The organism is Secundilactobacillus angelensis, assembly GCF_012641075.1.
In the GTDB taxonomy this organism is placed as follows: domain Bacteria; phylum Bacillota; class Bacilli; order Lactobacillales; family Lactobacillaceae; genus Secundilactobacillus; species Secundilactobacillus angelensis.
On record NZ_JAAXLJ010000006.1, the window covers coordinates 140762 to 154183 of the forward strand.

Sequence of the window (13422 nt, forward strand, 5' to 3'; positions counted from 1 at the left end):
ACAGTCGAGCTAAAGCATTGATTGTGAACTCTTTACGGTCGCAATACGGACTCCAGGAACTACTAAATCAAATTAAGCTACCACGCGCCACTTATTACGATCAGTTGAAACGAATTAAGAAACCCGATAAGTACGCCGAAGTAAAATCGTTCATTATACACACTTATCATGATAGTTTCGAAACCTATGGTTATCGAAGAATCCATGCGAAAGCAATTAAAGCCGGTTTCCACTATGCCGCTGAAACGATTCGTTGTTTAATGAGTACCCTAGGGTTAAAAGTTTCAATTTACTCTAAACACACTTCCAGATATTCATCTTATAAAGGTCAAGTAGGTAGAATCGCACCAAATGTCCTAAAACGGGATTTCAACGCTATCCAACCATTAACAGTCTTTCACACCGATGTCACTCAGGTACGTTTAAATAACGGCCAATGGGGGTATTTGTCTTGTATTACTGACCAAGCCAGTGGTGAAGTTGTCGCTGCCCGGGTGGGTAGCTCAGCTAACAATCGATTGATACAGGACACTCTTCACGATTTACAAGAACGGATCATTCCAACAGTCAGCCCAATCTTACATTCTGATCAGGGCTGGCAGTATCAGCAAAAGAGCTATCGAGCTACTTTAAAGAATGCACATATTACTCAAAGCATGTCCCGTAAGGGCAACTGCCACGATAATGCACCGATTGAGAGTTTCTTTAACTTATTAAAACGTGAATGCCTGAACCGATCTAAAATTGAAGACATTAAACAACTAAAAAAGCTTGTCTCTGATTACACTCATTGGTTTAACTATGAACGTATTTCCATGAACAAAAATGGTCTGACACCTGTCGAATACAGGAATGAGACCATCACAAAATAAATTATTTAAATCTGTCTAACTTTTTTGTAGCACTTCATCATGAGCTGATCTTCAGTATTAAGATTTCTTCTTAGATTGGTCTTCCTTACGCAGTCTATCGGCTGTATCCAGAATATATTGACGCAATTCATCCTTGATTTCAGGATGCTTTAACCCATATTCCACGTTAGTTCTGACGTAGCCGAACTTGTTACCAACATCGTAACGTTCACCCTTAAATTCGTGGGCAAAGACGCGCTGGGTCTGGTTCAAGGTATCAATGGCATCCGTCAGTTGAACTTCGCCACCCTTACCTGGCTTCTGTCTAGCCAAAATATTGAAGATTTCAGGTGTCAGCAAATACCGACCAATAATTGCTAAATCACTTGGGGCGTCGTCAACGGCTGGTTTTTCAACGAACCGGTTAACGTTATAGAGCCCGTCATCCACTTCGTTTTGAGGATCAATAACCCCATATGCGGATACTTCATCATGAGGCACCTTCTTAACAGCTAAGATTGATGAATGGGTCTTCTCGTATTCATTGATCAACTGCTTGGTCAGCGGCACTTCATCGTTCATCAAATCGTCACCAAGCATAACCACGAATGGTTCGTCCGCGATAAATGACTTGGCATAACGAATGGCGTCTCCTAAACCATTAGGATATGGCTGACGAATGTAGTACAGATTCATCCCAGCTGCAGCAGTGGTCTCTTGGACAAGGTTCAACAGCTTAGTCTTCCCCTTCTCCTTCAAATTCTGTTCCAATTCGGGTGCAGAATCAAAGTGATCCTCAATGGAACGTTTTTGTTTCCCCTCAATGATCAAAATATCTTCAATCCCGCTGGCCTTTGCTTCTTCAACAATGAATTGAATTGTTGGTTTATCCACAATTGGCAGCATTTCCTTAGCAAGCGCTTTCGTTGCTGGCAGGAATCGAGTCCCTAAACCAGCCGCCGGAATCACGGCTTTACGTACTTTCATGCTTGAATCTCCTCTATTTAACAGAATGGTGCTGATTACAGCTATGGTACATTTTACACTATGTAGGCTGAAATGGGGCTAATTTTACCAAATCTTCACTTTCATCACCCTTGCAGCTTAATGATTGACTAGTCAGCGACACCCGCTAATTGTTGAAAGATGCCTCTGACCCACTGGGAGTCGCCACCCTCTTGATATTGCTGTTCCAAGGCGGCATAACGCAGTTTCGGGAACTCATACCAGTCGTGGGTCTTCAGTTCACTCAGCATTTCTTCGGTGCCCTTCTCAACGCCATGCAAGATTCGCTTCACCCGGTCAGCCCGCATATATCCTGCTCGCTGAATAAAGCTGAAGAAGGCCATGAGCGTTGGCTTGATCAGCTGGTAATCCTGTTTTTTGAACAGTAATCCCGGAAAGAGGTTTCCCAGCAAAGCTTCCACGTCATGCATCCCGGTGTTCTTAATCGTCTTACGTTGCCGGTTGTACAGCGCGTCAGCAAAGATCATGATGTAAATCTGCAATTCACTGGCGTCCACCTGATGCAACAGTGGTGCACACTCTGATGAGCCAATGAATTCGGCAAACCACTGTTCAACGTATTCCCGCACGGAATTACTGGTGGCCTGCTGCCATTCCGGTAGTGATTCCTCGGCCCCATAGGGTAACAAGTACGCCGTGGTCACTGGCAACATCAAGGCGGTGAGTTGATCATAGTCCATCTTGATCCGTTTCGTGTTGGCTTCAAACATCAAAAAGGTCATGGTGGATTCGTAAAGCTGCGAGGTCTGCAAAACCGGCATTTCTTCCTGGTAGGCACTACTCAAAAACCGGTATAGTCCCAGATGGATACTGCCAGCATTCCACCGAATGAATGGCACCTGAACCTTTTGGGCCATTAACTTGAAGAAGCCTTGCACCGCAACACTCATTTTTGCCAAATCAAAAGAGTTGCTCAGCTGCTGCTGAATCAAAAAATGCACGCAGCCGCCCCACTCTTTTTGAAAGTCCTCTTCGTAATCCTCCGTCTGTGCGGCCATTTTCTATCTCCGTTCCAGTAATGTTGTTGATTTGTGCTTATATTATAACAAATTCGTATTAAAGCCAATCAGTGGTTACCTGCATTAGACGGGTTTGTCATCAAAGTGTAATCCTAGGCCGGTTGATTTATAATGGGACTGGTTATAAGGGGATGATAAAAATGCGTCATAGTCGATTTGGGGAAGCATTTTCGGAAACGATTCAGTATCTCATCGCTAGTTTATTGGGACCGGTAAAGACACGTTCAAAGAGTTTAAAGCACACCGTCACCATTGATCATCAGCAATATCCATCGAAATACACGGTTGACCAGATTCGCCAGCGCTATGGGCTCCGTTACCAGACCAAGCGCATCAATCATCAAGTCGTTTACGTCAACCGGGTCTGGCTGTATGCCACCACCGCCCGTAGTGGCATCTGGGATTACAAGCACCCGACCAAGTCTAGCCAGGTGACACATAATGGCAGGTTCATCGTGTTTCGCACTTGGATGGGTGGCTCTTCTAGCACGCTGAACTATGTGAGCTTGGATACTGGCAAACGGTATACGGCGCAGGTGGTTAATTTGAAGTAATGTAAAACATCAAAATTGTATCTCTTGAGATACATCTATGCTAGAATAATGACAGATGCTAAAGTTTGGATGTGTAACACATTGAAAGATACAAATATCAAAGATATTGAAAAGATACTTGAAACAATCCGTAACCGCCGTAGTCAATGGCGACTAAGCTTACGTCGAAAAAATCTACTCGGTCTTGCTGCTCTAGGTATTGATGAAGATATTGCTTTTGATGTGATTTATCAGAATTTAAAATATCAAGACTATGTTTCCGGCCCTGAGGCTGACAATAAAGGAGTACCTGGTAATGTCTGGATATTTGGTCTCAATATTTCTGATGTTCTATGTTATTTAAAATTTCAAGATAAGCCAAGTGGTATTGTCATGTGGATCTCTTTACACCCTGCTGAGTATCCACTTACATTTCCATACAAATAGCATACAAGACATAAATTCTGAAAAAATGGAGGTACCATAATGACACTAAAAAAAGAATTTTATAATCCAGAATTGGAAACTACTGAATTGTACTCTGAAGTCTGGAAGCTGGAGATCGTTAATATCCGAGGTGTCGAGATAATAGTTAATAACCATTATTGGCAGGATGAAAATGGTGAGCTATGGGGCAATTTTGACGATCCAATGGAAAATGTTAGGAACACTTTTGATGCATATCGAAAAAAGCTAGACTATATGACTCCTGACGAAATTCGTGACTTACGACAGAAAATTGGTATGTCTGTTAGAGACTTTGCTAAAGCACTGGGTATTGCGCCATCAACACTCACAGAAATTGAAAATTATAAGAGATTGCAAGTAAAGTATCAAGAAAACCTGTTTGAGGCAGCCAGAGGCCTTTATCAGAATGGCCAATCACTACAGCTCGTTAAAGAACTAAACAAACCAGATATTGAAAAATTGATAGAAAAAGATTTAAAACAGTCAAACTATAATTATAGTGAAAATTTATATCAAACATCTCAACCTAAACAAAGCAACCAAGTATTTAAAAGTACGTTAGGAGATGCGGCATAATGAGTGTTTTACAGTTTGATGGCTATAAAGTAACTAGTATGGAATATCATCGTAATACAAATTTTGAGACACCAAAAGAACAGATCACCCTTGATCCAAAATTAAAAGCAGATCATGAAGTGAATGATAATCATATTAGTGTGACTCTTTCTCTCACGGTTGGTTCGCTGACAAAAAAATCTATTCCGTTCCAGGTTGATTGCTCAGTTGTTGGCAGTTTTACCTATAATCCAGAAGAGGATAAGTCAGAAATAGGTTTAGACGGCTTTATACGAGACAACACGGTAGCAATCCTTTATCCTTATGTTCGCGCGATTATTGCAACACTAACCACAACTTCAAACGAATTTCCCGGATACATTATGCCGACTATTAACGTCAGACAAGTCCTCAATCAGCAAAATGAAGATTAAAAGAATCGTCAGTCAATCTATCGGCTGACGATTCTTTTAGTCACATTTCGCGTTATCGGGTAAACAGTCACAATCCACCTCTGTAGGTGCACTTTTTGCTTTCTCTGCTAAGACTGCCTGTAAATTTTGAATGTCTTTTTGCGTCAGGGTCACGTGGTCTACTAAATTCAGCAGCGTAGCCCCCTTTTTCATGGCACACAGGTGGTCAAAGAGTTGTTCGGCTGAGCCGTTCATAGCTTCTGTCTCACTGATGGTCGCTGTGTAACGGAACCGGCGATCCTCTTTTTCAGTCTTTAGCAGGCCCTTCTTCACCAGTCGACGCAACAGCGTTTTAATCGTGGAGTCTGACCACGATCGCTTGGCCTGCATCAGATCAATCAGTTCACGGGAATAGATCTTGCCCTTAGTCCAGACGATCCGCATTAATTCCCACTCTGATGGTGTGATTTCTTGAATAGAATCCTGTACCGATTCGCTCATGGTTATTCCTCCGTTTACATTTGTAACTCTAATAGCAGTTTATCATGTCACTGGTTCAAGTCAATCAATTAGGCTTTCATTTCCACTTTCTTAAAAGGTCACCAAGAACCATTATAATAGTATCTGCTACCCCGGTCTATACCTGAAGTCAATTTAATTGTCATAGTCAATTATCTCCGTATAATTAGCATCAAAGTTGCCAACAGGCGGCTAACTAAGGAGGAATTGATGATGGTTAAAGTAGGTATTAATGGTTTTGGTCGAATCGGCCGGTTAGTATTACGCCGGGTACTAGAGTTAAACGACCCGGAAATTGAAGTGACTGCAATCAACGATTTAACGACACCGTCCATGCTGGCGTACTTGTTTAAGTATGATACCACTCATGGCACGGTGCCCTATGACGTATCCGCCACTGAAGACTCTTTGATTATTGATGGTCGCACCTTCCGCGTGTATGCAGAGCGTGACGCCAAGAACATCCCTTGGGTAGACAATAACGGCGTGGAAATGGTACTGGAATGTACCGGATTCTACACTTCTAAAGAAAAATCACAGGCACACTTAGATGCTGGCGTGAAGAAAGTCCTGATTTCCGCTCCGGCTGGCCCGATGAAGACCATCGTCTACAACGTGAATGAAGAAACCCTCACCGCCGATGACACCATCATCTCGGCCGGATCCTGCACCACCAACGCATTAGCACCCATGGCTTACGCCTTAAATAAGGAGTTCGGACTGGAAGTGGGCACCATGACGGTGATTCATGCCTTCACCAGCTCACAAATGATTCTCGATGGCCCTAAAGGCAGCAAGTTCCGGCCGAACCGAACCGCATCCGCCAACACGATTCCCCATTCCACCGGTGCCGCCAAGGCAATTGGTCTGGTGATTCCAGAAATTGACGGTCATCTGCAAGGCCACGCGCAACGGGTAGCCGTGATTGACGGTTCCGTGTGCGAACTGGTTTCCGTATTAGCAACTGAAAACGTCACGGCAGATCAAGTGAACAATGCCATCAAGCCGTACACCGATGACAACCCATCCTTTGGTTGGAACGAAGACAGCATCGTATCCTCTGACATCATCGGCGATACCCACGGCGGCGTCTTTGACCCAACGCTGACGGAAGTCACCTCTAACGGTAAGTACCAAGTGGTGAAGACTGCGACCTGGTTTGATAACGAGTACGGTTTTGTTTCCAACATGGTGCGGACGGCTAAGGCGTTTGCGGAAGCGGAACATTTCGCAGATGCGTAGAACAGTGGGTGGAACAACTCGGTAGATTCCAGAATTTAAGGTAATTAATATCAAACAGTCACCAACATCAACTGAATATGTAATAAAAGACACGATCTTGGTCGTGTCTTTTTTGTCATTTCACACCATGGGTAGCCGGCGTATCGAAATTGGTTTCAGCTTTGCTGTTGCTCGTTTTAGTAATCAAGGCACCGGAGCCACTGTAATAACCGATGTACTGTGTGCCGCTAATCTTCAGTGGCTTGGCCATGAGATCCTGTGCGGTCAGCTTGATGTCACGGCGCTGTTGGACTTGCTTAACGGTACCATTAGTGGCAGTCCCGTAGACCCATTTTTGTGAGGATAACTGAATCGTCTCGCTGATAACCTGCTTGCCACTCTTGTTCTTCCCGACTTTGGCGGTGACGGGATAAGTATTCGTTGCGGTGAAATGAAGATTATGGGTTGATTGCGTGAACTGCTTGTATAGCCGTTGATCCTGTTTGGCTTGCGAATTAGCCTGAGCAATCCCCTTCTTATAGGTATACTGGTCGGAATTTTTTTGATTGGTTTTATCCGTTTTGAGCTGGCCAAGATAATTGTTCCGCTTGCTGGTGACTTCGTGGTTGAAGGTCCTCTCCTCGTTGTTTTTGGCTAGATTAATAGCTTGGCTCACGCTTTTATGGTTCAGTTGGTTCAATGAGATGCCAGTTACTTGGTAGTCATTAACTTTACCCTTTTTCTGAACTAAAATATCACTGACCTGACTGTTCTTAGAAGGTGTGGGCGTATTCAGTCGGTACCAGATTTGTTGTCTGGCGTTTTGCGCCGTGGTGACAAAGGCCACTTTGCTGGCTTTAGCGGCATCCGTTTGCTGCCCGCACCCAGCGAGGCTGAGTAATGTCACACCCGCTAAGCTGATTAATGCAAATCGAAATAATTTCATCATCTTTTCCTCCCAATCATTACCATGCTATTTCTAGCTTACCGTTGCTGATTTCTCAATGCAATCCCAGGTCATTCCGGAGATTACTGGCTTATACGGGAGAATTCGTCATTGATAGCGGTTACATTCAGATTCAATCTTCCCAACAGTAGTGGTTTAGTTGTAAGATAAACAAGTTGTTATCAACTAACCAAATGTAACTTATAGATGAAGCAAAAAATTTGTAATTGAAAGAAGGCTCTTTCGTGTCAAAACGGAACATTTTTATCGTTACCTGTGCCCTGCTGCTATCCAACGCCATGAGTGGTCTTGATAACACCATTATTAACACTGCGTTACCCGCTATTATTTCGGACCTTCATGGGATCGAGCTGATGGGCTGGATCGTCGCCGTCTTCCTATTGGGAACGGCGGTCAGCACACCGCTTTGGAGCAAGTTAGGCGAACACATTGGCAACAAACAGGCTTACCAATTAGCCGCCATGTTCTTCGTGGTGGGTTCTTTGCTGCAAGGTCTGTCGCCGAACATCGTCTTTCTGATCGTTTCTCGAACCATAGCCGGAATCGGGAACGGTGGCGTGGTCTCGCTGCCGTATATCATTTACGCTCATTTATACGAAAATCCCCGCAAACGAATGAAAGTCTTGGCCTTCGTCTCAGCCAGCTACAGCATGGCAACGATTATCGGCCCGTTAGTCGGCGGCTATATTGTCGATGCCTTCAGTTGGCACTGGGTATTCTTCTTAAACGTTCCAGTTGGCTTGATATCAGCAATTCTGGTGCAGATCTACTACAAGTCCGATCCGAAATACCGGGTGGACAGTGCCGTGGACTACGCCGGTGCCTGCCTCATGAGTGTCGGTTTGATTGCCTTACTTGCCGGCATTGAAATGATTGGTACGGTTAATTCACTGATTGTGATTGCGGTAGCCATGTTCGCCGTCATTTGCCTCGGGGTGCTCTTCCACATTGAAGGCCACGTTGAAGATCCGATTATTCCTCGACGATTGTTTAAGAACCGCCCGTTGATGATTGATTTCGGCTTATTCATGATTATTTGGGCAGCGTTTTTGGGTTTCTTAATCTACAGTCCTATGTGGGCACAAGCGTTGCTTGGAACCAGCGCCTTAATTGGTGGTGCCACGCAGATTCCTAGCTCATTTACAGACTTCGTTGGCTCCGGTTCAGTCTCGACTATGCGCCGCTTTCTTAGACCGCAAAAAGTGATTGCATTGGGAATCATCACGTTGGTGGTAGCCTTCCTGTTGATGGTCGTCATGGGCGTTAAAGCCCCTTACTGGCTACTGTTGGTCGCTGGTGCCTTTGAAGGCTTTGGTAATGGCGCCTGCTTCAACGAACTGCAAGTTAAGGTGCAAGAGGATGCCGAAGCTCAAGACGTCCCTGTCGCTACTTCCTTTAGCTTCCTGGTGCGCATGCTCAGTCAAACCTTCATGGCTTCCATTTTCGGCTTGATTATGAACAGCGCATTACGTCGCGGTGTTGCTGCTTCCGGTGGTCAAATTACCATGAAAATGATGAACAAATTAAGTGACGCTCAAAGCGTTGGCTCATTGCCAGCGCGATTGATTCCGCAGATGCGGGTGATTCTGCATAACGGGCTGCATAACATTATGCTAGTTTCGCTAGTATTGATGCTGATTGCTGGCGGCATCAACATTTGGGCCCAGCAGTTGGAGAAAATTAAGTATGCGCGATTGGCAAAACGTGCAACGGAGCGTGCTAAATCGGCTTCATAGTGAAAATCAGCACCTACCACATCAGACAAAAAAGCGGTAACCCATAAGACCACTGGGTTACCGCTTTTGTCATACACTCTGGGACATTAACACTTTCTTACACGCTCTTGCTTCTCTGAATCAGCTCCCGCATTACCTTATCCAATGCCTCGGCAAACGGCGCGTTGACATCAATGTGACTTCGATCTAACCGTTGTTGCCACCACTGATTTCGGATATCGACAATTTTGGGGACGACTTGGCTGCCAGCTGCCGTAATTCTGATCACGTTGGTCGTCTTGTTATCCAGCGATTGGGTCTGTGACACGTAGCCCAGTTCCGTTAGTCGCTTGATTTCCCTGGTGATTTGACCCTTATTGATCACCAGCCTCTTGGCGAGTTCGTTTTGACTGTGCTCCCCTTGCTGTTCCAGCAAAAGTAATATGTATGCGTTGGTGACGTTGAGTTTCAACGTCTTGTAAATCGGTTGTGTATCCCGTTGAAAGGCCCGGTGAATAATCGAGAAACTCTGAGCCAGATCACCTGGAAAAGTTTGTAAAGTCAAAGTTATCCCTCCTGCTGCGTACGTCATTGATTTAATTATACCGTTAGATACCGGTATTTGAACATAAACTTTAAAATCTCCGAAAAAACTTCTGCTATACCGCTGACGTGATCGATATCAACAGCAGGTATTGGCGTTCGCGAATCACTAAAATAATTGACAATATCAAACTAATTTTCTTGACAAGTGCCTGAAAATAGCTTAAATTGGTCTTCAATAAAATAAAAGTACAAAACGCCTTTATTGTCATACTTTTTAAGTTATTTTTACTTTTATTTTAGAGCATTCACTATCTAATATTTCATAGAGGAGAGTTTAGCATGAAGGAAAATGGGATTGAAAATAAGGGTAATCGATTCAGTATGTGGAAACTGCATTTATCAGTGGCCACTGTCACACTGATTCCAGCAGCTGTTGGGATCAACTACGTAGCGAAAGCATTCGCTGAAGGGTTGAAGTTGCCACTGTGGTTAGGATCATTAGGGACTTACTTAGCTAGTATGCTGGCTGGCCCCACTGCCGGTGCAATCAGCGGCTTTATCAACAACATTATTTATGGCTTAACCCTATCACCCGTTTCAACCGTTTATTCAATTACTAGTATCGCTATTGGTATCGTTGTCGGCGTGCTATTCAACCGCGGCTGGTTCACGAATGCCAAGCGGGTATTCGTTTCAGCTATTCTAATTGCGTTGACATCCGCTATTATTTCCACTCCGCTGAATGTTATTTTCTGGGGTGGTCAAACTGGTATTCCGTGGGGCGACGCACTTTTTGCCGGGATGATCGGTAACCACATCAACATCTGGATTGCTTCATTCACTGACGAATTCGTACTGGATATCTTGGACAAAGTCGTTGTGGCCTACATTGCTTTCTTCATTTATCGTCAATTACCACAACGCATGATCAATTACTTTAAGGACAATCAATAATGGAAATTCGGGATAATAGTATTCAAAGAATAGCACAGATGCACTGGTATAACTTTGTCGACCCGGTGACAAAACTGTTGTTGGCACTGTTTTTAACCATGCTGTCGTTTGACTTTACCAACCTCTATTTTGAGGCTGGACTGGTGTTGTTTTCACTGATGCTGTTACTCTTGTCCCGGCTATCTTCAGCCACTATCAACGCGGTATCATTCTGTTTATTTCTAATTGCCACCATGGTCTTGATTCAAGGCTTATTCTACAGTGGCAATATTCATCCGTTGTTCTCAGTGATGCGCATCACCTTCTATCGGGAAGGCTTCTTATATGCCCTGACGATGAGCGCACGGATTCTGATCATTATCTTCGCCATTGGCTTTTTCATGAGTACCACCACCGTCTCGGAAAACGCTAAGTATCTCGAATCCATCGGCATGCCATATAAGCTCGTCTACCTGCTGATGTCGGTTTGCTACATCCTGCCGCAGATTCAGCAGAACATGAAAAAGATTCAGTTTGCGGAACGGGCACGGGGTATTAATCCGCAAAAAACGGTCACTCAAAAAGTGCGTTCCATTTTACCGATTCTGATTCCGCTGATCATAAAGACTTTTGACCAGTCCATTAACCGGTCAATTACCTTACAGCTACGGGGCTTTGATAGTCCAAGCCGAACGCTGGCAACGCCGAAGTATCGCTATTTTCAGACCAAGTTGAGTCATTATTTATTAACTCTGGTCACTATTTTATTAATCGGGTGGAAGCTATGGCAAATAATCAGCAAATTTCTATAAATGATCTTAGTTTCACCTATCGGCATGATAGCAAAACCGTGCTTCATGACATCTCGGTATCGGCACCGCTGAATAGCATCATCGGCATTATTGGCAACCATAACGCCGGCAAAACGACTCTGTGTCGGTTGCTAGCGGGCATCATTCCCAATATGATGTCTGGACAGTTATCCGGTGACATTCACATCGGTAACTTATCCCCGACACATGACTGGTCTGCTCTTAATCGGCAGACCGGTTTTGTGCTGCAAGACCCTGCTAGCCAGTTAAGTGGCCTGGCAGATACAGTGGCGGACGAAATTGCCTTTGATCTGTTGAACCATGGGGTCGCTGAAGCTGAAATTCAACGCCGGGTAGCAGACGTTGCAGCGCAATTACAGTTGACTGCACAGTTACAGCAATCACCTAACTCATTGTCAGGAGGACAGCTACAACGGCTGGCGATTGCTACTGCCATTGTCACTGAGCCTACCCTGCTCATTTTAGATAACCCTACCAGTGAGATGGATCCACAGGGTCGCCGCGCATTTTTCGAGTGGTTACGGCGTATCAAGAACACCACGATTTTGCTAGTTTCAAACGAAATTGATGATTTGTGCGAAATTGCGGATCGACTGTGGCTATTAGCGGACGGAGAACTGGTGAGTCAAGGCACACCACTGGAAGTGATCAATCAGTTAAAGTCTGAATGGCAGATTGGTACGCCTAAGATCTATCAACTCGCTAAATTAATGGATTGGTCGCTTGGTGCTGATTTATTTCCAGTCAACATCAACCAGCTAAGGGGGTGCCTACATGACCGCGATTCAAATTAATAATTTAAGTTATCAGTACCCCACCAGCGACTTTAAGCTTTCGATTAACCAACTGAACATGACTGAAAATCTGGTCGCTATCGCCGGGCAAAATGGTGCCGGCAAGTCCACCCTGTTCAAGCTGCTCACTGGTTTGGTGCAACTACAAGCTGGTGAGATTCAGATTAATCAGCATGACCTCGCTGGTTTAACGCCGGAAGATCGGCTCAAGACCATTGGCATCGTCTTTCAAGATCCCAGTTCACAGCTCTTTAACGCCACTGTGCAGCAGGAAGTTGCTTGGAGTTTGTCACAGACGGGAACTGACGCAGCGGTAGTTGCTGAAAAAGTCGATCAAGTATTGACGACAGTCGGCTTGATTGACTCGAAGGATAAGAATCCTTTCGACCTCTCGATGCCAGAAAAGAAACTGCTGTCAATCGCAACGGTTCTAGCCGTGGACCCACAGATTTATCTCTTCGATGAACCAATGATTTCACTGGATTGGCCGAGCCAGCAGTTGGTAACACGTATTATGCAACAACTCGCTCATGAGGACCATCAGGTGATTACAATCACTCATGATATGGATTGGCTGGCGGCAACGTTCTCTAAGGTGTATGTGCTGACAGAGGGCAAAGTGAGCTTTGAAGGGACACCTGAAGCTTTCTTTGGTGAATCCGGATTGGCACAGGAAACAGGACTACTAACGCCGCGGATCATGACGATTGCTCAGGAAGTATTGGGTGATTCTCGGGTCTATTTGACACCGGAGGATTATTGGGAGAAAAAACATACAAGTTAACTTAGTATGATATACAAAAGTCCCGCTTCTTACACTCAAAGGTGTAAATGAAGCGGGGCTTTTCATTAGGTGAAAACGAACCATAAAAAAACACCCTTTCCTCCACATGGAAAAGGTGTTTTGAACGTAATATAACGAGTATATTAGGTTCTACAATATCTGTTGTTGGTAATAGATTTTATCTATTACTGATAACAGATTTTTTGTTACACTACTATTTAATAAAAAAACGGGCATTCCCGCCC

Annotated in this window: 16 protein-coding genes; 11 read left to right on the forward strand and 5 right to left on the reverse strand. The window is 44.4% G+C overall.

From position 1 onward, the window contains the following. Positions 1–23: 23 nt before the first annotated feature. The gene (locus HC026_RS05200; protein ID WP_240891120.1) at positions 24–872 is read left to right on the forward strand and encodes an IS3 family transposase; all 849 of its coding nucleotides are present in this window, start codon (positions 24–26) and stop codon (positions 870–872) included. A 57-nt stretch (positions 873–929) separates the two neighbouring features. On the opposite strand, the gene galU is transcribed toward HC026_RS05200, so the two are convergent. Both galU and HC026_RS05210 read right to left on the reverse strand, forming a co-directional pair. Continuing rightward, entirely contained in the window at positions 930–1838 is a 909-nt protein-coding gene (gene galU / locus HC026_RS05205) for a UTP--glucose-1-phosphate uridylyltransferase GalU (RefSeq protein ID WP_168924930.1), read from the reverse strand. A gap of 128 nt (positions 1839–1966) precedes the next feature. Further along, positions 1967–2875: a hypothetical protein gene (locus HC026_RS05210; RefSeq protein WP_168924931.1), complete on the reverse strand. Its 909-nt coding sequence runs from the start codon at positions 2873–2875 to the stop codon at positions 1967–1969. 161 nt (positions 2876–3036) lie between these two features. Here HC026_RS05210 and HC026_RS05215 point away from each other — a divergent pair, with 161 nt between their 5' ends. From HC026_RS05215 to HC026_RS05230, 4 genes are all read left to right on the forward strand, one after another. Beyond that, complete coding sequence (locus HC026_RS05215; RefSeq protein ID WP_168924932.1) at positions 3037–3450, forward strand: hypothetical protein; 414 nt, start codon at positions 3037–3039, stop codon at positions 3448–3450. Positions 3451–3531: 81 nt separating this feature from the next. Next, the gene (locus tag HC026_RS05220; protein ID WP_232843642.1) at positions 3532–3876 is read left to right on the forward strand and encodes a hypothetical protein; all 345 of its coding nucleotides are present in this window, start codon (positions 3532–3534) and stop codon (positions 3874–3876) included. Between the two features lie 39 nt (positions 3877–3915). Then, positions 3916–4473 carry a helix-turn-helix domain-containing protein gene (locus tag HC026_RS05225; protein WP_168924933.1) on the forward strand — a complete coding sequence of 186 codons (558 nt, stop codon included), beginning with the start codon at positions 3916–3918 and terminating at the stop codon, positions 4471–4473. Further along, entirely contained in the window at positions 4473–4886 is a 414-nt protein-coding gene (locus HC026_RS05230; protein ID WP_168924934.1) for a protein-export chaperone SecB, read from the forward strand. The genes HC026_RS05225 and HC026_RS05230 overlap by 1 nt, the downstream gene beginning before the upstream one ends. 36 nt (positions 4887–4922) lie before the next feature. Here the strand turns inward: HC026_RS05230 and HC026_RS05235 are convergent, their stop codons facing one another. Next, positions 4923–5366, reverse strand: a complete 444-nt coding sequence (locus HC026_RS05235) for a CopY/TcrY family copper transport repressor (RefSeq protein WP_168924935.1) — start codon at positions 5364–5366, stop codon at positions 4923–4925. A gap of 228 nt (positions 5367–5594) precedes the next feature. On the opposite strand from HC026_RS05235, the gene gap reads away from it, so the two are divergent. Then, positions 5595–6626, forward strand: coding sequence for a type I glyceraldehyde-3-phosphate dehydrogenase (gene gap, locus HC026_RS05240; protein ID WP_168924936.1), 1032 nt, complete (start codon positions 5595–5597; stop codon positions 6624–6626). Between the two features lie 115 nt (positions 6627–6741). Here gap and HC026_RS05245 read toward each other — a convergent pair whose 3' ends face one another. Continuing rightward, positions 6742–7554, reverse strand: a complete 813-nt coding sequence (locus tag HC026_RS05245; RefSeq protein WP_168924937.1) for a hypothetical protein — start codon at positions 7552–7554, stop codon at positions 6742–6744. 242 nt (positions 7555–7796) lie between these two features. Between HC026_RS05245 and HC026_RS05250 the strand changes: the two genes are divergently transcribed. Then, complete coding sequence (locus HC026_RS05250; RefSeq protein WP_168924938.1) at positions 7797–9308, forward strand: MFS transporter; 1512 nt, start codon at positions 7797–7799, stop codon at positions 9306–9308. Between the two features lie 97 nt (positions 9309–9405). Here HC026_RS05250 and HC026_RS05255 read toward each other — a convergent pair whose 3' ends face one another. Continuing rightward, positions 9406–9852 carry a MarR family winged helix-turn-helix transcriptional regulator gene (locus tag HC026_RS05255; protein WP_168924939.1) on the reverse strand — a complete coding sequence of 149 codons (447 nt, stop codon included), beginning with the start codon at positions 9850–9852 and terminating at the stop codon, positions 9406–9408. A 320-nt stretch (positions 9853–10172) separates the two neighbouring features. Here HC026_RS05255 and HC026_RS05260 point away from each other — a divergent pair, with 320 nt between their 5' ends. From HC026_RS05260 to HC026_RS05275, 4 genes are read left to right on the forward strand one after another with little or no spacing between them, the layout of a single operon-like run. Beyond that, positions 10173–10787 (forward strand): ECF transporter S component, encoded by a 615-nt coding sequence (locus HC026_RS05260; protein ID WP_168924940.1) that lies wholly within the window; start codon positions 10173–10175, stop codon positions 10785–10787. After that, positions 10787–11578: an energy-coupling factor transporter transmembrane component T family protein gene (locus HC026_RS05265; protein WP_168924941.1), complete on the forward strand. Its 792-nt coding sequence runs from the start codon at positions 10787–10789 to the stop codon at positions 11576–11578. Before HC026_RS05260 ends, HC026_RS05265 begins: the two co-directional genes overlap by 1 nt. Further along, a complete protein-coding gene (locus HC026_RS05270) occupies positions 11551–12393 on the forward strand; it encodes an energy-coupling factor ABC transporter ATP-binding protein (RefSeq protein WP_168924942.1) in 843 nt (280 codons plus the stop codon). Before HC026_RS05265 ends, HC026_RS05270 begins: the two co-directional genes overlap by 28 nt. Then, the gene (locus HC026_RS05275; protein ID WP_168924943.1) at positions 12374–13177 is read left to right on the forward strand and encodes an energy-coupling factor ABC transporter ATP-binding protein; all 804 of its coding nucleotides are present in this window, start codon (positions 12374–12376) and stop codon (positions 13175–13177) included. Before HC026_RS05270 ends, HC026_RS05275 begins: the two co-directional genes overlap by 20 nt. Positions 13178–13422 lie beyond the last annotated feature (245 nt).